This window comes from Gordonia sp. CPCC 206044 (assembly GCF_048537895.1).
In the GTDB taxonomy this organism is placed as follows: Bacteria; Actinomycetota; Actinomycetes; order Mycobacteriales; family Mycobacteriaceae; genus Gordonia.
The window spans coordinates 1-22,509 of the sequence record NZ_JBCLVL010000019.1; the positions used below are offsets into that span (position 1 = coordinate 1).

Below are 22,509 nucleotides of genomic sequence, written 5' to 3' on the forward strand. Positions count from 1 at the left end.
GGCGCCCCACTTGCCGGTCGAGTAGGAGCCGAGGCGCCAGCCGAGGCACCGTATCGAGACCAATGTTCTGGCACCAGTTCTCGATACGCGGCCTCGCTGCGCTCGGACGCTACTCGATCAGCGGACGCGGGGCTGATTCCTCCGCTGGTCGAGTAGGGGCTGGGGTGCCCCAGTTGCCGGTCGAGTAGGCGCCGAGGCGCCAGCCGAGGCACCGTATCGAGACCAACGCTCCGGCACCAGATCTCGATACGCGGCCTCGCTAGCGCTCGGACGCCACTCGATCAGCGCATACGGGGCTGACTCCACCGCCGGCCGAATAGGCGCCGAGCCGCCGCAGTTGCTGGTCGAGTAGGAGCCGAGGCGCCAGCCGAGGCACCGTATCGAGACCTGCGTTCCGGCACCAGATCTCGACACGCGGCCTCGCTAGCGCTCGGACGCTACTCGATCAGCGCATACGGGGCTGACTCCACCGCCGGTCGAGTAGGCGCCGAGGCGCCCCACTTGCCGGTCGAGTAGGCGCCGAGGCGCCAGCCGAGGCACCGTATCGAGACCAACGCTCCGGCACCAGATCTCGATACGCGGCCTCGCTAGCGCTCGGACGCCACTCGATCAGCGCATACGGGGCTGACTCCACCGCCGGCCGAATAGGCGCCGAGCCGCCCCACTTGCCGGTCGAGTAGGCGCCGAGGCGCCAGTCGAGGCACCGTATCGAGACCTGCATTCTCGCACCAGATCTCGATACGCGGCCTCGCTAGCGCTCGGACGCTACTCGATCAGCGGACTCAGGGACACCTCAGCGCGCTCGGATGCTACTCGATCAGCGGATACGGGGCCTCCCCTGTGCAACAACAGGACTCACCATCCCGAACTTGTCGGAGGGTGCCTTTACAATGGCAATTAGGTGACGACTGTGGTGGTGAAAGATGTTGCTGCACAATAAGATACCTGTGGATAAACTCTTCCCGGCGAACGCATGTTCGACTACAATCGAGTCATGCCGTTGGACACCCTGATACCCCTGCTGCGTGAGGTGACGATCGACGCTGATGCGTCCGGTCGCCAGGTCTTCGACACCACGAAGACATTGATGGACGTGCGTAACCTCGTTGATCATCAGTTGGCGGTGCATGTGGCGGCGATGGACAGATTGGGGGTGGCGCAGCGTTCCGGCGGTCGCACCCGCAGCCTGTTGATCGAGATGGGCGCTGCTCCGGCGGTCGCCGACCGGTGGCTACGCATCGGGACGGCTCTCGGCCGGTTGGAACGGGTGGCCGCTTATTCTGCGGACGGGGTGTTCTCCGGCGAACACGTCGACGCATTGGTGCGGGGGATGGCCCACATCGACCAACGGGCACCCGAACCACTATCGGCTGGGTCGGTGATCGAACACGAACTGGCGTTGATCGCCCAAGCCTTCTCCGGTGCCACCCCGCGTGAGGTGTTGGCGGTGGCGCGCGCGCGAGGCAATCAGATCGCCGAGGATGAGGGTGGGGTACCGGCGGCCGAAGACCGCTCGATCAACGAGCTGTCGACCACCCCGACCGCCGATGGCCGGTTGGAAGTGTTCGCCAACCTCGACATCGTCACCGGCGAAAAACTCGTCTCCGCGGTCGAATCCCTCGCACACAAGCGGCCCGAACCCGATGGCTCACCCGACACTCGATCGGCCGGGCAACGTCGCGCTGACGCGTCGGACATGATCCTCGACGCCGCGGCCAAAGCCACTCGCAGCGGTGACGCCGACATGGTGGTCGCCCCGAAAACACAGGTCAGTCTGACCGTGCCCGCAGACCACCCGGACCGCGCGTCGTTGGAATGGTTGGGACCGGTCTCGCAGACCACCGCCCATCTGGTGGCGTGTGATTCCGCCGTCACCATATTCGACCTCGACGAACACGGCGCACCCCTCGGCGTGAGCAACGCAGCGAGGTTGTTCACCGCGCAACAACGCAAAGCACTGATCGTGCGTGACCACTGCTGCGTGAAATGCGGAGCCGCCGCCGGATTCACCCAGTGCCATCACATCATCTACTGGTCACACGGAGGCGCCACCGTCATCGACAACGGCTGCCTGTTGTGCACCGCCTGCCACGCCCAAATCCACGCCTCCGGATGGGAGATCATCATGGGCGCCGACCGACACCCCTGGCTGATCCCACCCGCCGAGCTCGATCCGACACGCACACCGCTACCGGCCTACAACAGACGCACCATGACACTGGCCGCCTGACCCCCCACTGAGCGCCAGCCTGCCCCGGTCCCTGCGGCCACCGCCCGCAGTGAAAGCACAGTCAGGGGGTTGATCTCGATACGCTCGCTCGGCTGGCGCCTCGCGGGCTACTCGATCGGCGGCGGGCGGTGGGCGGGAAATCCCGGGCACGGACTCGATACCGAGCACATCCACAGAGCCGAAACAGGCTGACCCACCACAACTCCCACCAACACCTCAACCAACGACCCAGGACAGCCCCGGGACGTGCACGACCCTTGAAAACTCCACAGCGACAAATGGGAAACCCCGTTCGGGTGCCCGCCGACCAGCGACACGGCGGGCACCCGAACGGCGGCCATACCGCGACGCCCGAAAACCACCTGCCGACAGGCCGGAATGCTCGCACGTAGCGAGGGGATTGTCGCGGGTCCCGACGTACTCGGACGCGATTCTCACGGCCGGCGGCGACCAACGTTCGATCCGACCCGACCACCACGGCCGCAACGCTGCCGAACGCCGATCCGGCCACCTACCGAGCTGCGAGGGCCCTCGATGCCGCGATCGCCTGGACCCGCACGGTGTCAGACACCCTAGCCGCGCAGCATCTCCGCGACGAGGAACGCGAGTTCCAGCGACTGCTGGGTGTTCAGTCGCGGGTCGCAGGCCGTCTCGTAGCGGCCGGACAGATCGAGATCCGAGATGTCCTGCGCGCCACCGAGGCATTCGGTGACGTCCTCGCCGGTCAGCTCGATGTGCACACCACCCGGGTGGGTGCCGAGCGAGTGGTGGACCTCGAAGAAGCCCTGTACCTCGTCGACGATGCGATCGAAGTGGCGTGTCTTGTACCCGGTCGACGCCTCGTGGGTGTTGCCGTGCATCGGGTCGGACTGCCAGATCACCTTGTGGCCGGTCGCCTCGACGGCGGAGACGATCGCCGGCAGCACCTCGCGGACCTTGTTGTTGCCCATCCGCGCCACCAGGGTCAGTCGACCCGGACGATTGTGCGGGTCAAGGCGTTCCACGTATTCGACGGCCTGCTCGGGCGTCGTGGTGGGACCGATCTTGACGCCGATCGGATTGTTGATCAGTTCGGCCATCGCGATGTGCGCACCGTCGAGCTGACGCGTCCGCTCCCCGATCCAGAGGAAGTGCGCGGACAGGTCGTAGAGGACCTTGTCACCCGACCCCGCCTCGGCGCGCGGGTCGTCGGCCAGTCGCAGCATCGCACGCTCGTAGTCGAGGACCAGCGCCTCGTGGGAGGCGAAGATCGATGCCGAGTCGAGGTTCGAGTCGGTGACGCCGCAGGCGTCCATGAAACGCAGGCCGCGGTCGATCTCCGACGCCAGTGCCTCGTAGCGGGCACCGGCGGGCGAGGTCCGCACGAACTCTCGGTTCCACAGGTGCACCCGACGCAGGTCGGCCTCCGAACCGGTCAGGGCACGAACGAGATTCATCGCTGCCGCGGCATTGGCGTAGGCGCGCACCAGACGCGACGGATCGTGTGCACGCGTGGTCTCGTCGGCCGGGAATCCGTTGACCATGTCGCCCCGGTACGAGGGCAGTCCGAGGGCGTCGGTGTCCGATGAGCGGGGTTTGGCGTACTGGCCTGCGATCCGGGCCACTTTGACCACCGGGAGGCTGGCGCCGTAGGTCAGCACCACCGCCATCTGCAGCAGGGTCCGGATGTTGCCCTTGATGTGCGGTTCGGTGTTCGCGGCGAAGGTCTCGGCACAGTCACCGCCCTGGAGCAGAAACGCCCGCCCCTGCGCGACCTCGGCCAGCTGCGCCGACAGCTTCTCGACCTCGACGGGCATGCAGATCGGCGGCACACTCTCGAGCACCGTCCGCATCTTGCGTGCCTCGAGGGCCGGCCAGCTCGGCTGCTGCAGCGCCGGGCGTGCCAGCGCGTCGTCGAAGCGCGCCTGCAGGTCGCCGGGGAGCGGCGGCAGTTCCGGGAGCTCCTCGATCGGAACGTCTACGGTCCAGTTGGTCACCACGGTTACAGGGTATCCAAGCCGGGCCGAGCTGCTTCGATCGCCTGCCAGCGACGCCAGTTGTGCCGGGCATCGGTCAGGGCGTCGTGGGCGTCACGCGGCGACGGCGGCAGCGCGGGCTTACCCGCCGCCTCCCAGTGCTGGCGCAACTCACGGGTGAACCGCGGCATCGCCCGCGGCAACGCCGTCATCGGCCCCCACAGCTGACACAGCACGACGTGGTCGTAGGCCCCCACCCATGCCCACAGCTCGACCTCGTCGTCGACCTCGGTGAGGAAGGCGAGCAGATCCTCACGGATCCGCCTACGGTCGCGATATGCCGAGGACGACGGCGACGGCAGCTTGGGCAACACGTGGGTCCGCACCCAGTCACCGGCCCGTCGCGGATCGAACTCGGTGGACACCGCGTAGAATTCACGTCCGTCCTCGGCGACGACACCTATAGAGATGAGATCGATGGTGGTGCCGTCCTCGATAAACTCCGAGTCGTAGAAGAACCGCATGGCCACCAGTATTCACACACCACGTGGGCAGGAATCGCCGAGACCATGACTTACCTCGCCGCGGCCGACCGCAGGCTGCACCGATGGAGACCGTCGGGACGCGCACGTCTGACCATCTCCGCGATCATGGCGGTCTCGGCCACACTGCAGATCGTCGGCATCCCCTTCACCTCGAGTTTCGGCACCCGTACCCGCATCGACCTGGACGTCTATCGCCTCGGTGCGCAGATCTGGCAGCAGGGACAAAGCCTCTACGCCGACGGCTCCATGCCGTTCACCAGCGACGGGATCTGGCTCCCGTTCACCTATCCGCCGTTCGCCGCGCTCGGCTTCGTCCCCCTCGGTGCGCTCGGTCTCGGTCTGGCCGGCGCGATCATCTCGATCGTCAGCGTCGTCCTCACCGTGGTGATCCTGCACATCGTGCTGACCGTGCTGTCGGTCGGTACGTCGGCGAACCGGTGGTGGCTCGCGCTGTTGATCGGTGCCGGCGCGCTGTGGCTCAATCCGCTGTGGATGACCCTGGGGTTCGGTCAGGTGAACATCATCCTGATGGCGATGATCGTGGTCGACGTCTTCGTGATCGGTCGGGGCCGCACCGCGATCGCCGCCCCGGTGCGCGGTCTGCTCACCGGCCTCGCCGCGGCGGTCAAGCTGACGCCCATGGTGTTCGTCACCGTGTTCCTCGGTGCCCGACAATGGCGGGCCGCGCTCGTCACCGTCGCGACCTTCGTCGGTGCCGGTGCCCTCGCATGGATCTGGTTACCGTCGGATTCGCTCGGCTACTGGACGCACACGCTGTTCCACACCACCCGGATCGGTGACCCGGCCGGCCGCATCAACCAGAACCTCAACGCGATGTGGATTCGACTGGTGCCGCATTCGGAGACCGCGCAGCAACTGTTGTGGGTGACCAGCGCGCTGGCGGTGTCCGCGCTCGCCGTCGTCGCCGTGCGCTCGTGCCGGCCGGTCATCGCCTTCGCCTCACTGTCGGGCACCGGCGACGGCGACCCGTCGGCCCGGGTCGCGGCGGTTCTGACGACCTGTGTGATCGCGGTGTGGGGGCTGCTGGTGTCCCCGACATCGTGGGCTCATCACTGGGTGTGGGCGGTCCCGTTGATCCTGACCGCCACCGTGATCGCCGCTCGGACCGTCGACCGACGGGTCCGGGCCGCCTACACGACCATCGCGGTGGCCGGGGTGGTCGTCTTCGCCTTCGGGCCGTTCCAGTTCCTGTCCCCAGTGGTGCGGCACTGGTCGGTGATCGATCACCTGCTCGGCAACGCCTACACGCTCTGGGGACTCGGCGTCCTCGTGGTGGTGTGGCTCCTACCCCCGGAAAACACCGGCACGTCGTCGGAGCAGAAGACGCCGATGCTCGCCGACGCCCGCACCCTCTGAGGCGCGGCCGTCTTCAGGCCGCCGACGGCGGCGCCTGCTCCGCGGGCTCCTGGTTCTTCAGCGACGCCGCGTAGATGTCGACGTACTGCTGACCGGAGAGCTGCATGAGCTCGTACATGATCTCGTCGGTGATCGACCGCTCGATGAAACGGTTGCCCTGCATGCCCTCGTAGCGGGCGAAGTTCAGCGGTTTGCCGATCTTGACGACGATGCGCGCGGGCCGCGGGATGATCGACCCGGGCGGATTCAGCTTGTCGGTGTTGATCATCGCCACCGGGAGCACCGGCACACCGGTATCGAGGGCAACCCGCGCGAGGCCGGTCTTGCCCTTGAACAGACGGCCGTCGGGGGAACGGGTGCCCTCCGGGTACATACCCATCAGTTCACCCGCCTCGAGCTGACGACGCGCGGCGCTCAGCGCGCCCGCGGCGGCCTCCGCCCCGGAACGGTCGATGGGGATCTGGCCGACCGCGGTGAAGAACCATTTCTGGAATGCGCCCTTGAGACCGGTACCGGTGAAGTACTCGCTCTTGGCGAGGAAGTAGATCCGCCGCGGGACCATCAACGGCAGATAGAAGCTGTCCATGACCGCGAGGTGGTTGCTCGCGAGGATTGCGGGCCCGTGCGCGGGAAGATTCTCGAGGCCTTCGATCTTGGGCCGGCCGAGAAGTCGGAGAATCGGTCCCAGGAACACATATTTGAACGCGTAGTACCACATCGAAGACTCCGCACCTCGTCGATCGCCACCGCCTCAGACCTTACTCGCAGAAACCATACACATCCTCAGGTTCAGCTGCGCAGGTCGTCCGCGTCAGCTGCCGACTGGATCGCCGGCGGTCGCGCTGATGCCTTGGCGCGCAACCTCTGCCGCGCCGACGACACCGGCGCTCTCGCCGAGCTGGGTACCCCGGATGCGGGCGAGTTGGCGATGTCCCGCGCCGGTCACCAAGCGGGCGTAATGCTCTCGGGCCTCGTCGAGGAACAGCCCGGACGCGGCACCGACACCTCCGGCGAGCACGATCAGGTCGGGGTCGAAGATGTCGGCGACCATCGCGAGCCCCTGCCCGAGCGACGCGGCGAACTGCGCAAAAGCGGCAAGCGCGACGGCGTCGCCGTCGGCCGCCGCACCCGCGACGCGACGGCCGGTCAACGACCCGGGGTCGGCGGCCACGTCGGCGGCCAGTTGACTGCGCCCCCAGTCCCCGTCGGCCAGCAACTCGATCACGGTGTCGACCAGAGCCGTTCCGCTGCAGTACCTTTCCCAGCACCCGAGTTTGCCGCAAGAGCATGCACGTCCGTCCGGGACGACCGTCAGGTGGCCGAGTTCGGGCGCGACCCCGAAGCTCCCCCGGTAGATCTCGCCGTCGAGGAGGAGGCCCGCGCCGATGCCGGTGCCGATCGCGAGGACCAACGAGTTGCGGCCCCGGGCGGCGGCACCGAACCGATGCTCGGCCACCGCGGCGGCATTGGCGTCGTGTTCGAGGAACACCGGGACACCGATCCGGCGTGTCATGTCCTGCGCCACACGCGCCTCGCGCCACGGCAGATGCGGCGCGAATCTGATGACCTGCCGGTCCGGGGTGAGAAATCCGGCGATGGCCAGCCCGACGGCCTTCGCGGCCCATCGCGAGGTCAATTCGCCGACCAGTCGATCGAGGCAGTGCTCGAGGGCCGTCGCGGTGGGCGGCGTCGCCGCACGCAGGGTGTCGAGCATGGCACCGTGATCGTCGACCACCGACGCACGCACGCTGGTGCCGCCGATGTCGATACCGATCGCCAAGTCCCCCATCAGATCTGGTCCCCGTGGTCGGCGTGGTCGTCGGTGCGGATGCGGACCGCGATCGGCTGGTAGCGCGCCGCGCCGCCCGGTGCCGTGCTAGGGGTGGAGCGCAACGCCTTGGCGATGGCCTCGAGGACGGCGATCAGCGCGGCGATCAGCCGTGCGAGCAGATCACCGATCTCGGTGAGCAACGAGGTGATCTCACCGGAGAGGTCGGGGCCCGACGCCGCCGCGGTGCGAGGTGCGGGCGCGGCGAACATCGCCGCGAGTTGGTCGATCTGGCCGGCCACACCGAGCAGGAAGTCCCGGATCGGATCGGCGCCTGCCCCATGGTCGTGGCCGGTCCTTGCGCGGTCACTGGCACCGCTGGTGTCGTCCGAGGTCATCTGGGCAGCTCTCCTGTCCGGCTCGGCAGTAGTGTACGTGACGGTCGTCGCCGCGGCGCGGTCCCGGCGCTCAGCGCCCCTTGGGCCACAATGCCGGATCGGGCTCGAAGGTGACGGCCAATTCGGCACCGTCGAAGGTCGCGTCGGTGACCACACAGCGGCGCAGAACCGACGGTAGCCGGACCGGATGACGAAAACCGCCGACCGTGACCAGCAGGTCGTCACCCGACCGACCGAGGCGCAACCCGTCCGGCTCGGGCAGACGCTGGCGCCAGGAGAGTCGATAGACCGGGCCGGGCCCATCGAGCACCTGGCTGTCGGTCACCTCGTGCACATCCGCTGCCCCGGACCCGCGGGCCACGCCATTCGGCGACGGCAGTGCCACACCGAGTCTGCGCAGCCGAGCCGCGCGGTCGATCCGATCGTCGACGCAACGGATCTCGGCGATCTCCACGTCGGCGCCGTCGGAGCGTACCGCCGCGCGCAGTCGCGTGCCGCGGTCCTCGTCGGAGCGGCCGTCGGCGACCCCGTGGTTGACGACCACCGAGCGCAGGGCCAGACCCATCAGGTCGGCGGTGGCCAGAAAGTGTGGCAGGAGACGCTCGCCTCGGTCGTCGGCACCGACCACGAGGTGGACGGCGACACTGTGCGGATCGGTGACGAGTTCGGTGATGTCGCGGCAGTCGCCGTCGATCGCGTCGACGGCCGCGGTCAGTTGTGCCATCACCGGCCGTTCCGCGGCGGCCGCGAGACGACGATGCCTGGGCCACAGCCGATCCAACGTCTGACTCAGCACCGAGGACGCACGCAGGAACTCGAACGGGTCACCGAGCCCGGAGCCGTCCACGACGATGCGCCGCCACTGCCCGCTCACCGCCTCGTCGCGGATCCGCCGCAACACCAGGAAGTCCTCGACACCGGGCAGGGTCGCGATCTCACCGGCGTCGATGTCGGCGAGGGCACCGAGGCCGGGCAGCGTGATCCGGGAGCGACGCATCGTCTCCGACAACACGGAGGTGAACTCCGACCACGTGTCCTCGAGCAGGGCAAGTCGATCCAGAGCCAGCAGGTGCAGCCGGTCGGAGACGGCGACCGGTTCGCCGGGCAGGTGATACACGCCGAGCAGGTCGGCGCTCGGCGAGTGCCGGTCGACGGTGATCAAGAGCGTGTCGCGATCGGGCGCACCCATTCTCGACGCACCCGACGTCGACGCCGCCGTGCCGCGCTCGCGTCGCCGACCGGTGGGGCCGAGCGCCGCGGCGGCCGCGGTCACCGAGACCCCGGCACCGCCCGGCCCGATGACCACGTGGAGGGGCGTGAGATCGATCAGCCTTCGACCCTCTTCTTCAGGTCGTTGAGGGCGGCCTCGGTGATCGCCTTCTCGGCACGACGTTTCAACTGGCCGATCATCGGCACCAACAGGTCGACCATCAGCTCGTAGGTCACCTTGGTCGACCCCTCGGCCTGCTGCGAGAGCACATACCGGCCGCGCTGGTCACGCTGCAGATCACTGCTCACCAGGCGCCAGGACACGGCGTTGCCGTCCGGACTCCAGGTGTAGGACAGCACATAGGTGTCCTGCAGGACACCGGCGTCGAGGACGAAACGGACCTCGCTCGGCCGTCCGTCGGCGCCCTGCGCGGTCACCTCGACCTCGCGCGCCGCGCCGACCCAGTCCGGATAGTGCTCGAAGTCGGCGATCACCGCCATCACATCGCGGGCGTCCGCGTTGATGACGATCGACTGTTCGGTGTGGTCGGCCATCAGCCCACCGCCCGGTTCGCGGTCACCGCATCGTCGGCGGCCGGGTCTGTGGTCGCCGGGTCTGTGGTGGCCGGGTCACCGATCGCGGGTCCACCGACGATACGACCCGATTCCAGGCGGTCCTTCACCTCGAACGACATCACCTTGCCCCCGACACGGCGCTCACGGTTCGCATCGGCGAGTCGATCCGCGCGTGCGCGCGGTGCGGTGGGCAGCGCCACCGTCGGCTCCGCGTGCAGGAAGTAGTGCAGGACGAACCCGTCCATCACCGCCTCACACCAGATCTCCATGGTGCCTGCCACCGGCCCCTCGACGCGCCACCGAACCCCCTGCTCCCCCCGGTCCTCGGTCACCGTGAGATCCAGATCGGGCCACCAGCGCCGCCAGTTGGCCCGGTCCCCGACCACCTCGGCGGCCGACGACGGTGCGGCGGCGACGAAGGTCTCGTCGGCCACCTGAATGCTCGTCACGCCCAATAGCTTCACATACTCCGGCGAACAGGTGATAGGGACCTCACCGGACGCGCCCACCGGACGGCCCGGCCGCGGAGATACGATTGACACCGAGTCCTGACATGCGAAAGGTGCCCCGATGAGCGAGTTCAGTGTTCCCGCACACTTCAGTATCCCCGAGAACGCGAACTGCACCGACATCATTTTCGACATCGCCGACAGACAACCCGACAAGGTCGTCTTCCGGCGCAAGCAAGGCTCCGACTGGGCCCCGGTGCCAGCCTCGGAGGCCGCCGCGACCGTCACCGCCCTCGCCAAGGGGCTGATCGCCCAGGGCATCGCGCCCGGCGATCGGGTGGCGCTGCTCTCGCGGACGCGGTTGGAGTGGAATCTCCTCGACTTCGCCATCTGGTCGGCGGGCGCCATCACGGTGCCGATCTACGACTCGTCGTCGGGCCCGCAGATCGAATGGATCATGAAGGACTCCGGGGCCAGCGCGATCATCCTCGAGGACGACGGGCATCGGAAGATCTTCGACGGCATCGCCGGACTCGATCAGGTGCAGGTCCTCCAGATCGACGCCCCTGCCGGCGGCACGGGAGCCGTCGAACAGCTCACCGCGGCCGGTGCCGACGTGGCCGACGACGAGATCGCCAAGCGTCGCGACACCCTCGGCGCCGCCGACCCGGCCACCCTGATCTACACGTCGGGCACCACCGGACGCCCCAAGGGCTGCGAGCTGACCCACGCCAACATGCTCTCGGAGGTGCGCGGGGTACTCGAGGGCAACATGAGCACGTTGCTCGGGCCGGGCAAGCGCATGCTGATGTTCCTCCCACTCGCCCACGTGCTGGCCCGCGCCATCACCCTGGTGGCCATCGAGGCCGGTGTCGAGGTCGGCCATTTCGCCGACACCCGCAACCTGGTACCGGAGTTCGCCGCCTTCCGTCCCTCCCTGATCCTGTCCGTGCCGCGTGTGTTCGAGAAGGTCTACAACACCGCGCGCCAGCAGGCGCACGATGGCGGCAAGGGCAAGATCTTCGACGCCGCGGCAGACACCGCGATCGAGTTCTCCCAGGCGACCGAACGCGGCTCGGTGGGGCTGGTCCTCAAGGCGAAGCACGCGGTCTTCGACAAACTCGTCTACGGCAAACTGCGGGCCGCGCTCGGCGGTCAGTGTGAATTGGCGATCTCCGGCGGCGCGCCGCTGGGCGCGCGACTGGGCCACTTCTTCAGCGGCATCGGCATCCCGGTCTACGAGGGCTACGGCCTGACCGAGACGACCGCAGCCTTCAGCGTCAACACGCCCGGCGAGAGCCGAGTGGGAACCGTCGGAAAACCCTTGGCCGGCAACAAGGTCCGCATCGCCGAGGACGGCGAGGTACTGCTGTCCGGGGGTGTCGTGTTCGGCGGGTACTGGCGCAACCCGGACGCCACCGCCACCGCGCTGACCGACGGATGGTTCCACACCGGTGACCTCGGCAAGCTCGACGCCGACGGCTTCCTCACCATCACCGGCCGGAAGAAGGAGCTCATCGTCACCGCGGGCGGCAAGAACGTCTCCCCCGCCGGTCTGGAGGATGTGATCCGCGCGCACGCACTCGTCTCACAGGCGCTGGTCATCGGCGACGCCAAGCCGTTCATCGCCGCCCTGATCACCATCGACCCGGAAGCATTCCCGGCGTGGAAGGAGCGCACCGGCAAGCCTGCCGACGCGACGGTCGCCGACCTGGCGACCGACCCCGACCTGCGCGCCGAGGTCCAGTCGGCGGTCGACGACGCCAACAAGACCGTGTCACATGCCGAGGCGATCAAGAAGTTCCGCATCCTGCCCGACGATTTCACCGAGGAGACCGGTGAGATGACGCCGACCCTCAAGGTCAAGCGGAACGTGGTGCTCGACAAGTTCACCGACGACATCAGCGCCATCTACGCCAAGTAGTCCGCCTGCCGTTCGACCGGCGCGGCCGCGCCTCAGAGCAACTGGCGCAGCCGTGCCGCGATGGTGCGCCACTGCCAGTGCTCCAGGATCTGTTCGCGGCCTTGGGCTCCCATCCGCGCGGCCTCGCCTCGATCGGCGAGGATCGCGGTGATGGCCAGGGCGACCGCATCGACGTCACGTCCGTCGACGACTGTCCCGGTCACGCCTTCGACGACGGTCTCCGGGGCACCGCCGGAGTCCCCCGCGACCACCGGGACCCCGGTCGACGACGCCTCGAGGTAGACGATCCCCAGCCCCTCGACGTCCAGACCGCGCCCACGGGTACGTGCCGGCATCGCGAAGACGTCGGCGATGCCGTGGTAGGCGGGCAACTCCGCCGACGGCACCGATCCGGTGAACACGACGTGGTCGGCCATGCCGGTGCGATCTGCCAGTTCGTGCAACGTCTCCGCGTAGGGTCCACCCCCGACGATGACGAGTGCGACATCGCCGATCTCGCGCCGGATCAGCGGCAGCGCACGGATCAGCGTGTCCTGCCCCTTGCGCGGCACCAGACGCGACAGACAGAGCACCGTTGGCCGGTCGGCCAGCCCCAGCTGCTGCCGAAGACGTTCTCGCGCCGCCGGATCCGGGGCGAATCGGTCGGTGTCGACGCCCGGGGGCAGGTACTCCAGCGCGGCATGCCTGCCGAAGGCCGACGCGAACCGTCCCCGGGTGTAGCGACTGACAAAGGTGATGACGTCGACGTGGTTGCCGATGAACCGCAGTACCTGACGTGCCACCGGCAACATCGACCAGCCGACCTCGTGGCCGTGCGTGCTGGCGATGACACGATGCGCGCCGGCCCGGCGGACCGCGGGCGCGAGTACCGCCAGCGGTGCGGCAGCACCGAACCACACCGTCGAGATCCCGTGGGTGCGAATGATCTTCGCGGCTCGCCGGGCGACAAACGGGGTGGGCAGCATCAACGTGGTCGGATGCCGCACCACGGTGTAGGGCACCCGCGCGTCGAACTCCTCATGGCCGCGCCACCGGGGTGCGTACACCACCACCTCCTCGGGCGGCAGCAGGTCGACGAGATTCTGCAGGTACGACTGGATTCCGCCGGGGCGCGGCGGGAAGTCGTTGGTGATCAACAGGGTTCGGTGCATCACCGGACCTGCGCGCTCAGCCAGCGACCCCAGGCCGCCACGAGGTCGGCCCGCGACATCCCGAGCACACCGGAGATCGCCACGTCCTGGCGCCGGATGTCGTCGGTCCCGGCAACCCCCATGTAGAGCTTCGTCAGCTTCTCCTCACCGAATCGGTCGGCCACGAACGCGGCCACCGACCACGCCGACTGGTAGGCGACCTGCGACTGCTGCGCGTCGATCGCGAAATCTCGGTCGGTGGGTAGTGCGGTGGGCCGATCGCCGGACCGGACCGCCGAGGCGAGATCCGGTGCCGCATCCTGTAGGCGAGTGTATGTGCCCTTGCGGCCCACGTACTCCGGAACGCCCTCGGTGATCCACAGCGGCGCACCGGGCGACGTCTTCACCCGCGCGGCCACGTGCGTGAGCTCGTGGCGCAACACCACGGCCAGCGCGGGTTCGGGCAGTTGCGCGGCACTCGGCGTCAGCACGACGCGCTGCCCGATCGCCTCGCCCGCCTCGGTGTCGATGCGGGTGAAGGTGGTCGCCGCAGCTGCCGCAGAGATGTCCGATGCGCTCTGGGCCAGGTCGCCGAATCCCTTTGGTGTGTCGGTGGCGACCACGACCGCACGGCGCGGCCAGTCGTCCCCCCAGAACGCACTCACCCGATCCACCGCGGCCGGCAGCAGTCGACGCACGCGATCGACGAGCGCGGCCGTACCCGGGTACGAGGCGATCACCGACGTCCCGCCTGCCGTCCGGACGTCGTCGGCGGCGAGGCCGGGCAGTTCCCACAACTGTGTCGGTGCACCGGTCCCGTCGATCGCCGAGGCATCCCCGACGACCTTCCACGAATCTCCGTAGCGCGCCATGACGAATTGCGTGTCGACGACGACCTCCGGCTCGTCGATGCCGGGCGTGGACGAACCGCCGAGCGCATAGTGCAGTTCGATGGGCGCCACCCAGGAGTCCGAGCTCCCCTGCCCGTCCAACTGCGTCTGCAGCTCCGCGGGGACCAGCGTCTCGGCCTCCTCGGTGGGGGCGGGCTCGTAGCGCAGTTCTTTCAACCGCAGCACCGTGCCGCGGGGCGGCGCGGGCGCCGTCGTCTCCGATGAGGACCCGCCCGGCCGCGAGCGACCGGGCGGCGGCGAAGCCGCCGAGTCGGTGGTGTCGGTAGTCGGGTCGGCAGCAGAAGTGTCGGCAGACGACGTGTCGGCAGACGAGGTGTCGGTGATCGCGCCACGTCGAGCGAGATTGGCGACCGCGACGTCGAGTCGACGGCGGAATTCCGGTGACGCAGCCGGGTCGATCAGTTCGTGGACACGGTCGCGGTCACCGGCCGTGATGGCCTCACCGAGCTCGGCGAGCGTGGTCCGCACACCGGCCGACCGCTGCTCCTCGTAGACGTTCGCCGGGGTCGTCGTGGCACTACTCGTGGTCGACGACGCACCCGACGACACGTCGGGTTGCGAACACGCCGCGGTGAGCACCAACCCGAGGGTCAGACATCCGGCGGCGAGGGTGCCACGCACCCACCCGGCACGACACGGCACGCGAGCGGCTCAGTACCGTCGTGCCGCGCTGAACGGACCGGCCTCGTCGATCGGCACCACCTTGACCGGCACGCCGAAGGTCGAGGCGTGGATGACATACCCGTCGCCGACGTACATCCCGACGTGATGGGCGTCCGGGTAATAGATGATCAGGTCGCCGGGCTTCAGATCGCCCCGGTCCACGGACTGCCCGGAACCGTTCTGCGCCTCACTGGACCGAGGCAGAGTCTTACCGGCCTGCTGGTAGGCCCACACCATCAGACCCGAACAGTCGAAGGAGTTCGGTCCGGTGGCTCCCCACACGTACGGGTCACCGATCCGGGTGAGCGCAGCCTGCACCGCAACCAGTTCGGGTGAGGTCCCCTTGGGGATGAAGCGCGGATCGAAATCGAACTTGGGCCCACGCAGGGCGGCGAGCTGCTTACCGGTCATCGATTCGTAGACCGCACGGATCTGGACGGCCTGCAACTGCAGATTGGCCTGCTTTGCCTGGAGCTGCCCGCGGGTCTTCTCTGCGGCCGCGACGGCGGTGGTGGCCTCGGTGGCGGTCTTGTCGGCAGAGTCCTTGGCGGCCTGCGTCTTTCGACGCGCCTCCTTGAGCCCCTTGAGATCGGTCGCGGCTTGACGCGAGATCAGTTCGAGGCCCGACATCTGGTCCAGCAGCGACTGCGGGGAGTCACTAACCAACACCGCGTAGAGACGGTTGACCCGGGCGCCCTTGTAGCTGGCACGGACCACGGAGTCCACCCGCCCCTGATAGCTGTCGAGACGCTGTTGCGTGGTGACCAGCGTCCGATCGGCGTCGGACGATGCCTTCTTGGCGGTGGCCACGATGCGTCGCTGCTTGTCGTACTCGATCTGCGCGTTGTGCATCGCTTCGGCCGATTTCTCGGCGTCGTCGCTCAGCTTCTTGTACTGGCCGAGCAACTGGTCGGCCGAACGCACCGGAGCGGCCGATGCCTGCGGGGCGCCCCCTGCTGCCCCGAACTGCCCGATCGCCACGACCAACGTCATCATCGCGGTCACGAACAAGATGGGAACCGATCGCCGCGCGATCGAAGATCCGGAAACCACGATTGTCACTTCTCCTCCACCGCCAACCCGTCGCCTGCCGACGTGAGCGGTCCTCCCCCGCGGATGGTCACTTTCGACGAAGCGGTTCGGGCGGACCACGTCGGTCACGTGGTCCGCCCGTACCTCACACTCGTATGCGCATCGGTGTCGTCACTCAGTAGCGACGGATACCGGTGACCTGCCAGTTGCTCACGTTGTCCCGCTTGACCGGCACACCGTAGGTCGAGGCGTGGACGAACTTCCCGTTGCCCAGGTACAGGCCTGCGTGTCCGCCGCCGTTGAAGATCAGCACGTCGCCGGGCTGGGCGTCCTGCATGGACACCGCGCGGCCACCGCCGAGCTGGCCGTAGCTGTCGCGAGGGATGGTCTTGCCCGCCTGCTTGTAGGACCAGTAGACGAGTCCCGAGCAGTCGAAGGCGTTCGGGCCTGCAGCTCCGTAGGAGTACGGCGAACCGATCTTGCTCTCCGCGTTGCGGACTGCCTTCTGCGCGACGGTCTGACGACCGAAGATCGCGCCGCCGCCGTTCGGCTTGAACTGATCCGGGATCTGGTCCTGGTTCAGGCCGGGAACGGTGAAGGTGCCCAGATTCGGGATCTTCACGTTGGCGCCCGGCGACTTGGCAGCCGGTGTGCTCTCGGCGGCCGGTGCACTCTTGGGCGCCGGTGCCGCCTTCTTCTCCTGGAACTGCTGCGGGATCTGTTTGGTGTCGACCCCGGGCAGCTCGAACGTACCCACATTCGGCACATGCACCGGCGCAGCGAGCGCCGGGCCTGCAGCAGCAGCGAGCGAGCCGACCGTAATCGACCCAGCGATCACCGCACGCTTGGCAACCTTGGTGCCGCGATTGGGTTGTTCCAAACGATGTTTGGCCACGAAGCCACTTCTCCTTGCTCTCCCTCGACCGCCGACCGGGTTAGCTGTCGGGTTCGGGCCGGAAGAATGGCCCTACACACACGCACGACGACGTAAACGTCGGCGCGCACGCGCGACTCACCCCAATTCGGAATTGCCCCCGAAAATGATGGTTCCCCGGTTCGCCCAGCTGGGCGATTGAGCGGTGACCCCCCCAGACCACTCCTGTTGGAGCGGGACGCTCTGCAAAGGTCTCGGAAAGGTTACGAAATCAGATGCGGGTCTGTCTACCGACGCCGCCGCAGGCCTCGACGCCCGTCGGCTCAGCCAGCTCGCAGAATTCGCAAACCGCGGTCCCGATCTGCCCGGTGACCTGATGTTTTCCCATTTCTTGCAGATACTGCAGAGGTCCTGGAGACCATTGCAGCACTGGCGAATACATCGATGGCCGCATCGATTTCGGCATCGGCCACCCGGGTCGTGACCGTGACCTCTCCTCCACCTTCGACACCCGGGTTTGCCCAGTTCGGGGCGTCGAACAGGACCTGCATCACGCAGCCGTCACAGGCGGCGGGCCGGCCCGGGCAGCTCTGGCAGTCGATGTACATGTGTGATCTCCATCTCAATCGTGTCCGGTGGGTTCTCCGGCGGCGTGTCGTCACCGACCGCGGCCGCCGCGTGTACACGAGAAGAACCCTAGGGAGGACCACCGACAAGGCCGGCCCGCACAGCGCCCGACAACAGGTTTCCCGCCTGTCACACCAGAATCTGTCGCACCATCGAACTAATGTTCGCCACGTGGCTCCACTGACGACTTCGACCGGCCCCGCGCCCACTGCGGACGGTCAGCTCACCTTCGCCGACCTGGAGTCCGCGGGAGACGACTTCACCGATCGCTCCCTGTTCGACACCACGCTGGTGGTCGTCGACCTCGAGACCACCGGCGGCAGCCCCACCGAGGACCGGATCACCGAGATCGGTGCGGTCAAGATCCGTGGCGGCGAGATACTCGGCGAGTTCGCCACCCTGGTCGATCCGGGATGTCCGATCCCGCCCCAGATCGTCACGCTGACCGGCATCACGGAGCTGATGGTCAGTGACGCACCCCGGATCGGGGAGGTACTGCACTCCTTCGTGGAGTTCGCCCGCGGGTCGATCCTGGTGGCGCACAACGCCCGTTTCGACATGGGCTTCCTCCGCCAGAACGCGATGCGGCTGGGTATCGACTGGCCGTTCACCACGAGCCTGTGCACGGTGACCATGGCTCGTCGCATCCTGAGCCGCGACGAGGCCCCGTCGGTGCGGCTGTCCGCGCTCGCCGATCTGTTCGACGTGAGCACCCGTCCCACCCACCGGGCGCTCGACGACGCGCGCGCGACCGTCGAGGTGTTCCACCGACTCCTCGAGCGGGTGGGCAATCAAGGGGTGGGCACCCTGCGCGAACTCACCGCCTACCTGCCGCGCGGGAATCCGCGGTTGCGTGCCAAGCGGTCGATGGCACGCGACCTGCCCGCCCGTCCCGGCGTGTATCTCTTTCGCGGCCCCTCCGACGAGGTCCTCTACGTGGGGACCGCCGTCGATCTCCGCCGTCGCGTGCTCTCGTACTTCACCGGCAGCGACCCGCGGCGCCGGATCGGCGAGATGGTGAACCTCGCGACCCGGGTCGATCACGTCGAGTGCGCACACGGCCTCGAGGCAGGCGTCCGCGAACTGCGCCTGCTCGCCGCGCATCGTCCCGCCTACAACCGGCGGTCGACCCAGCCGCACCGCGGCTGGTGGGTGGTGCTGACCGGCGAGCGGTTCCCCCGGCTCAAGGTGTCGCGCACCCCGTCGGACGACGCCCTCGGGCCGATCGGCAACCGGACGACGGCCACCACCATCGCCGACATGATCGCTCAGGCCTCCGGATTGCGCAGTTGCACAACGCGTCTGGGGTCCGCGACGCACCACTGGTGTAAATCCGAGGCGGCCGGCGGCCCACGGATCGGCGGCTGTCACGCCGCCTCCGACCGCCCGCTCACCCTCCCCGACTACCTGCCCAGGGTGACCGCCGTCCGCGACCTCATGATCGGCGCCCACGACGACCTGCTCGACGTGATGACCGACCGGCTGACCCGACTCGCCGACGCACAGATGTTCGAAAGCGCTGCGCGGCAACGCGACCGGGTGTCGACGACGATCGACACGCTCGCCCGCTGTCAACGCCTGGCGGCGCTGTGCGGCATCGCCGAACTCGTCGTCGCCCGCCCCGACCAGGCCCGGGGGTGGGAGCTCGCCGTCATCCGCCACGGACGACTGGCCAGCGCAGGCGTCGCACGACGGGGGGTGTCCCCCATGCCGGTGGTGGCCGGCCTGTCCGCGGCCGCCGAGACCGTCGTCGCCGGCCCGGGCCCGCTGCTCGGCGCTCCGGCCGAGGAGGCGGCATTGCTGTACCGCTGGATCACCGAGCCCGGCGCACGCATCGTCTCGACCACCGAACCATTGGGCCTGCCCGCAGGGTGTGCCGAACGACGGCTGGCCTGGTCGCAGACCGCGCACGCGGCACGCGAGGCGCCACGCCGGGCGGGCTGAGCTTCGCCGTCGGCCCGGATCGCCCTGCGCCGACCACTACTGTGTCCCTCATGATCACCGCCATCGTCCTGATCCAAGCCGACGTGAACCAGATCCCCGAGACCGCGCAGGCCGTCGCCGACGTCCCGGGAGTCATCGAGGTGTACTCGTGCGCCGGGGACGTGGATCTGATCGCCAAGATCAAGGTGCGCGATCACGAACAGATCGCCGACGTGGTGACCGACAAGATCAATCGACTGCCCGGGGTGCGCCACACCGCCACCCACATCGCCTTCCGGAGCTACTCGAGCTCCGACGTCGAGGGCGGGTTCTCCATCGGCGAGGAGTGACGCGCGCCGTCCGGGCCGCTCAGTCTGCAGCCAACTCGGTGCTCAACGCCGCCCAACGGTCGAGCAGGCGGGTGGCCCCACCGTCGTCGATCACCGCGGCGACCCGGGCGATCGCGGCACGCATCGCGTCGGCGAGCTCGGCGGAGGTCATCGCCGCACGCTGTTCGTGGGCCACGACGGCACCGGCCGCGTTCAGCAGCACGGCGTCGCGCACCGGCCCCTGAGTGCCGGCGAACAGATCCCGCGCGATGGCCGCGTTGGCGACCGCGTCACCGCCCTGCAGCGCGGACAGCTCCACCCGTGCGATGCCCAGATCCACCGGGTCGAGGGACAGTTCGTGCACGTCGCCATCGACGACCTGCCAGACGCTCGACGTCGTGGTGGTGGTGAGCTCATCGAGCCCGTCGTCGCCGCGGACCACGAGCACCGACGATCCGCGGTCGGCGAACGCCTGAGCGAGCACCGGCGCGAGCTCCGGGAACGCGCAGCCGATCAGTCCGGTCGAGGGCCGCGCCGGGTTGGTCAACGGCCCGAGCACGTTGAAGACGGTCGGGATGCCGATCTGACTGCGCGGCGGACCGGTGAACCGGAACGCCGGATGGAACACCGGTGCGAAACAGAATCCGATCCCCAGTTCCTCGACGCAGCGGGCGACCTCGGTGGGACCGAGGGTGATGTTGACGCCCAACGCCTCCAGCACATCGGCGCCACCGCTCTTCGACGAGGCCGCACGGTTGCCGTGCTTGACCACCGGGATACCGGCAGCCGCGATGACGATCGAGGTCATCGTCGAGATGTTGACCGTGTGCGAACGGTCGCCGCCGGTGCCGACGACGTCGACCGCCGGGCGTGACACCTCCACCGGCACGGAGTGATCGAGCATCGCCGACGCCAGACCACGCAGTTCCGCGGGTGCCGCACCCTTCATCTTGACCCCGACACCGAAGGCGGCGATCTGCGCTCCGGTGGCCGCGTCGCTCATGATCTCGTTCATCGCCCACGCCGCTTCCTCGGCGGTCAGGTCGATGCGGTCGGTGACACGACCCAGGATCTGCGGCCAGGTATACGAGGAATGCGTGGTGTTCACCGTGAAAACAGTAGTGGGCGCGGTGGCACACGTCCCCTACCGGTCGCGCATCCGATCGGTCATCGGGCGGGTGACGGACGCTGCAGTACCTGCCATCCGACGGCGATCCCACCATGCCGCGACCCGAGGCTGGCCATGCGGGAGCGTTCCTGGGACAGATGCAGCGCATCGAGCCGCTGCACCCGCGCCAACACGACGGTGACGGTGTCGGCACTGTCGTCGGTGTCGGCCCTTCCCTCGGTGTCGGCCCTTCCCTCGGTGTCGGCCCTTCCCTCGGTGTCGGCCCTTCCCTCGGTGTCGGCCCTTCCCTCGGTGTCGGCCCTTCCCTCGGTGTCGGCCCTTCCCTCGGTGTCGGCACTGTCAACGATGTCTGCGCCCTCGTATCGCACGTACCCGTCGAGGCCCGCCATCGCGACCGCGTCGGCCACCCGTGCCACCGGCAGTCGCAAGAGGTGACGCACCACCACTTCGTCCTCCGGTCGCCAGTCCGCACCGTCGAGCACCGTGGAACTCGCCACCGCGTCGTCGTCGCAGGCGGCCACGACGATCAGTCCCGGCTCGCCCACCTCGAGCACCGCTTCCGTGCCACCGCCGGACAACCGATCGCGCAGACGTCTCCAACGTCCCGGTTCGATCGGGCGGCCGTTGACGTCGCGGCCCCGTCCGCCGGTGTTCGGATCGTCGCTCACCGATCCAGGAAACCACGCCCGCCGGACACGCCGACAAGGGCATTCCGGGTGCCGGGACCTGCGTCGGGACAAATACTTCGACCAATTTGGTGACCCAAGTGGTCAGCCCTTACTACGAACCGTCATACTTCACTTTGTGACTAGCGCTGTAGGTACCTCAGGAACAGCCATCACCTCGCGCGTGCACTCGCTGAACCGGCCCAACATGGTCAGCGTCGGCACGATCGTGTGGCTGTCCAGTGAGCTCATGTTCTTCGCTGGACTGTTCGCGATGTATTTCGTCGCGCGGGCCAACTCCGCGATCGGATGGCCACCCGAGCCGACCGAGTTGAACCTCGGGCTCGCGATCCCGGTGACGACGGTCCTCATCCTCTCGTCGGTGACGTGCCAGATGGGTGTGTTCGCGGCCGAGCGTGGCGATGTCTTCGGGTTGCGTCGGTGGTATGTGCTGACGTTCCTGATGGGCGCCTTCTTCGTCTGCGGTCAGGCCTACGAGTACTACCACCTGGTCCACGAGGGCACGACGCTGTCGTCGAGCGCCTACGGCTCGGTGTTCTACATGGCCACCGGCTTCCACGGCCTTCACGTCATCGGCGGTCTGGTCGCCTTCATCTTCCTGTTGATCCGCACCAAGCTCTCGAAATTCACGCCGGCTCAGGCCACGGCTGCGATCGTGGTGTCGTACTACTGGCACTTCGTCGACATCGTGTGGATCGGTCTCTTCGTCACCATCTACTTCATCAGGTAGCGCCCCGCGCGGGAGCTCCAGCACAACAGTCCGTCCGCTTAGTA

The 22,509-nt window shown here is 68.1% G+C and carries 20 protein-coding genes and 1 riboswitch; of the genes, 6 read left to right on the forward strand and 14 right to left on the reverse strand.

From position 1 onward, the window contains the following. The first annotated feature begins 973 nt into the window (after window positions 1-973). A complete protein-coding gene (locus tag AAFP35_RS23135; RefSeq protein WP_419224014.1) occupies window positions 974-2,230 on the forward strand; it encodes an HNH endonuclease in 1,257 nt (418 codons plus the stop codon). Between the two features lie 572 nt (window positions 2,231-2,802). Here AAFP35_RS23135 and AAFP35_RS23140 read toward each other — a convergent pair. Both AAFP35_RS23140 and AAFP35_RS23145 read right to left on the reverse strand, forming a co-directional pair. Beyond that, window positions 2,803-4,206 carry a class II 3-deoxy-7-phosphoheptulonate synthase gene (locus AAFP35_RS23140; protein ID WP_419224094.1) on the reverse strand — a complete coding sequence of 468 codons (1,404 nt, stop codon included), beginning with the start codon at window positions 4,204-4,206 and terminating at the stop codon, window positions 2,803-2,805. Between the two features lie 5 nt (window positions 4,207-4,211). Continuing rightward, window positions 4,212-4,709 (reverse strand): polyadenylate-specific 3'-exoribonuclease AS, encoded by a 498-nt coding sequence (locus tag AAFP35_RS23145; RefSeq protein ID WP_419224015.1) that lies wholly within the window; start codon window positions 4,707-4,709, stop codon window positions 4,212-4,214. A 45-nt stretch (window positions 4,710-4,754) separates the two neighbouring features. Here AAFP35_RS23145 and AAFP35_RS23150 point away from each other — a divergent pair, with 45 nt between their 5' ends. Continuing rightward, a complete protein-coding gene (locus AAFP35_RS23150; protein WP_419224016.1) occupies window positions 4,755-6,107 on the forward strand; it encodes a glycosyltransferase 87 family protein in 1,353 nt (450 codons plus the stop codon). 13 nt (window positions 6,108-6,120) lie between these two features. Here the strand turns inward: AAFP35_RS23150 and AAFP35_RS23155 are convergent, their stop codons facing one another. The 6 genes from AAFP35_RS23155 to AAFP35_RS23180 all read right to left on the reverse strand — a co-directional run bounded on the left by AAFP35_RS23155 (window position 6,121) and on the right by AAFP35_RS23180 (window position 10,522). After that, complete coding sequence (locus AAFP35_RS23155; protein WP_419224017.1) at window positions 6,121-6,825, reverse strand: lysophospholipid acyltransferase family protein; 705 nt, start codon at window positions 6,823-6,825, stop codon at window positions 6,121-6,123. Between the two features lie 93 nt (window positions 6,826-6,918). Continuing rightward, window positions 6,919-7,896 (reverse strand): ROK family protein, encoded by a 978-nt coding sequence (locus AAFP35_RS23160; protein ID WP_419224018.1) that lies wholly within the window; start codon window positions 7,894-7,896, stop codon window positions 6,919-6,921. Then, window positions 7,896-8,273 (reverse strand): hypothetical protein, encoded by a 378-nt coding sequence (locus AAFP35_RS23165; protein WP_419224019.1) that lies wholly within the window; start codon window positions 8,271-8,273, stop codon window positions 7,896-7,898. The genes AAFP35_RS23160 and AAFP35_RS23165 overlap by 1 nt, the downstream gene beginning before the upstream one ends. Before the next feature lie 70 nt (window positions 8,274-8,343). Then, window positions 8,344-9,579 (reverse strand): ArsA-related P-loop ATPase, encoded by a 1,236-nt coding sequence (locus tag AAFP35_RS23170; RefSeq protein ID WP_419224020.1) that lies wholly within the window; start codon window positions 9,577-9,579, stop codon window positions 8,344-8,346. Between the two features lie 20 nt (window positions 9,580-9,599). Further along, window positions 9,600-10,037 carry an SRPBCC family protein gene (locus AAFP35_RS23175; RefSeq protein WP_419224021.1) on the reverse strand — a complete coding sequence of 146 codons (438 nt, stop codon included), beginning with the start codon at window positions 10,035-10,037 and terminating at the stop codon, window positions 9,600-9,602. Then, complete coding sequence (locus tag AAFP35_RS23180) at window positions 10,037-10,522, reverse strand: hypothetical protein (protein ID WP_419224095.1); 486 nt, start codon at window positions 10,520-10,522, stop codon at window positions 10,037-10,039. The genes AAFP35_RS23175 and AAFP35_RS23180 overlap by 1 nt, the downstream gene beginning before the upstream one ends. A 106-nt stretch (window positions 10,523-10,628) precedes the next feature. Between AAFP35_RS23180 and AAFP35_RS23185 the strand changes: the two genes are divergently transcribed. Then, complete coding sequence (locus AAFP35_RS23185; protein WP_419224022.1) at window positions 10,629-12,431, forward strand: AMP-dependent synthetase/ligase; 1,803 nt, start codon at window positions 10,629-10,631, stop codon at window positions 12,429-12,431. A gap of 32 nt (window positions 12,432-12,463) precedes the next feature. Here the strand turns inward: AAFP35_RS23185 and AAFP35_RS23190 are convergent, their stop codons facing one another. From AAFP35_RS23190 to AAFP35_RS23205, 4 genes are all read right to left on the reverse strand, one after another. Next, window positions 12,464-13,582, reverse strand: coding sequence for a glycosyltransferase family 4 protein (locus AAFP35_RS23190; protein WP_419224023.1), 1,119 nt, complete (start codon window positions 13,580-13,582; stop codon window positions 12,464-12,466). After that, window positions 13,582-15,114 carry a hypothetical protein gene (locus AAFP35_RS23195; RefSeq protein ID WP_419224024.1) on the reverse strand — a complete coding sequence of 511 codons (1,533 nt, stop codon included), beginning with the start codon at window positions 15,112-15,114 and terminating at the stop codon, window positions 13,582-13,584. The genes AAFP35_RS23190 and AAFP35_RS23195 overlap by 1 nt, the downstream gene beginning before the upstream one ends. 9 nt (window positions 15,115-15,123) lie before the next feature. Further along, window positions 15,124-16,131 (reverse strand): NlpC/P60 family protein, encoded by a 1,008-nt coding sequence (locus AAFP35_RS23200; RefSeq protein WP_419224096.1) that lies wholly within the window; start codon window positions 16,129-16,131, stop codon window positions 15,124-15,126. Between the two features lie 211 nt (window positions 16,132-16,342). Beyond that, window positions 16,343-17,062, reverse strand: coding sequence for a C40 family peptidase (locus AAFP35_RS23205; RefSeq protein ID WP_419224025.1), 720 nt, complete (start codon window positions 17,060-17,062; stop codon window positions 16,343-16,345). A 14-nt stretch (window positions 17,063-17,076) separates the two neighbouring features. Next, window positions 17,077-17,256, reverse strand: a riboswitch (cyclic di-AMP (ydaO/yuaA leader). Between the two features lie 583 nt (window positions 17,257-17,839). On the opposite strand from AAFP35_RS23205, the gene AAFP35_RS23210 reads away from it, so the two are divergent. Next, the gene (locus tag AAFP35_RS23210) at window positions 17,840-19,612 is read left to right on the forward strand and encodes a DEDD exonuclease domain-containing protein (RefSeq protein ID WP_419224026.1); all 1,773 of its coding nucleotides are present in this window, start codon (window positions 17,840-17,842) and stop codon (window positions 19,610-19,612) included. Window positions 19,613-19,662: 50 nt separating this feature from the next. Next, entirely contained in the window at window positions 19,663-19,941 is a 279-nt protein-coding gene (locus AAFP35_RS23215) for an Lrp/AsnC family transcriptional regulator (RefSeq protein WP_419224027.1), read from the forward strand. Window positions 19,942-19,960: 19 nt separating this feature from the next. Here AAFP35_RS23215 and trpD read toward each other — a convergent pair whose 3' ends face one another. Then, complete coding sequence (gene trpD / locus AAFP35_RS23220) at window positions 19,961-21,028, reverse strand: anthranilate phosphoribosyltransferase (protein ID WP_419224028.1); 1,068 nt, start codon at window positions 21,026-21,028, stop codon at window positions 19,961-19,963. A 59-nt stretch (window positions 21,029-21,087) separates the two neighbouring features. Beyond that, window positions 21,088-21,717: a hypothetical protein gene (locus tag AAFP35_RS23225; protein ID WP_419224029.1), complete on the reverse strand. Its 630-nt coding sequence runs from the start codon at window positions 21,715-21,717 to the stop codon at window positions 21,088-21,090. A gap of 136 nt (window positions 21,718-21,853) precedes the next feature. Between AAFP35_RS23225 and AAFP35_RS23230 the strand changes: the two genes are divergently transcribed. Then, window positions 21,854-22,465, forward strand: coding sequence for a cytochrome c oxidase subunit 3 (locus AAFP35_RS23230; RefSeq protein ID WP_419224030.1), 612 nt, complete (start codon window positions 21,854-21,856; stop codon window positions 22,463-22,465). Window positions 22,466-22,509 lie beyond the last annotated feature (44 nt).

What these genes read in the sequence shown, in the direction of transcription:
- AAFP35_RS23135 (WP_419224014.1), top strand. Translation starts at nt 974, where the DNA reads ATGTTCGACTACAATCGAGTCATGCCGTTGGACACCCTGATACCCCTG.
- AAFP35_RS23145 (WP_419224015.1), bottom strand. Translation starts at nt 4,709, where the DNA reads ATGCGGTTCTTCTACGACTCGGAGTTTATCGAGGACGGCACCACCATC.
- AAFP35_RS23150 (WP_419224016.1), top strand. Translation starts at nt 4,755, where the DNA reads ATGACTTACCTCGCCGCGGCCGACCGCAGGCTGCACCGATGGAGACCG.
- AAFP35_RS23155 (WP_419224017.1), bottom strand. Translation starts at nt 6,825, where the DNA reads ATGTGGTACTACGCGTTCAAATATGTGTTCCTGGGACCGATTCTCCGA.
- AAFP35_RS23160 (WP_419224018.1), bottom strand. Translation starts at nt 7,896, where the DNA reads ATGGGGGACTTGGCGATCGGTATCGACATCGGCGGCACCAGCGTGCGT.
- AAFP35_RS23165 (WP_419224019.1), bottom strand. Translation starts at nt 8,273, where the DNA reads ATGACCTCGGACGACACCAGCGGTGCCAGTGACCGCGCAAGGACCGGC.
- AAFP35_RS23175 (WP_419224021.1), bottom strand. Translation starts at nt 10,037, where the DNA reads ATGGCCGACCACACCGAACAGTCGATCGTCATCAACGCGGACGCCCGC.
- AAFP35_RS23185 (WP_419224022.1), top strand. Translation starts at nt 10,629, where the DNA reads ATGAGCGAGTTCAGTGTTCCCGCACACTTCAGTATCCCCGAGAACGCG.
- AAFP35_RS23190 (WP_419224023.1), bottom strand. Translation starts at nt 13,582, where the DNA reads ATGCACCGAACCCTGTTGATCACCAACGACTTCCCGCCGCGCCCCGGC.
- AAFP35_RS23200 (WP_419224096.1), bottom strand. Translation starts at nt 16,131, where the DNA reads ATGATGACGTTGGTCGTGGCGATCGGGCAGTTCGGGGCAGCAGGGGGC.
- AAFP35_RS23215 (WP_419224027.1), top strand. Translation starts at nt 19,663, where the DNA reads ATGATCACCGCCATCGTCCTGATCCAAGCCGACGTGAACCAGATCCCC.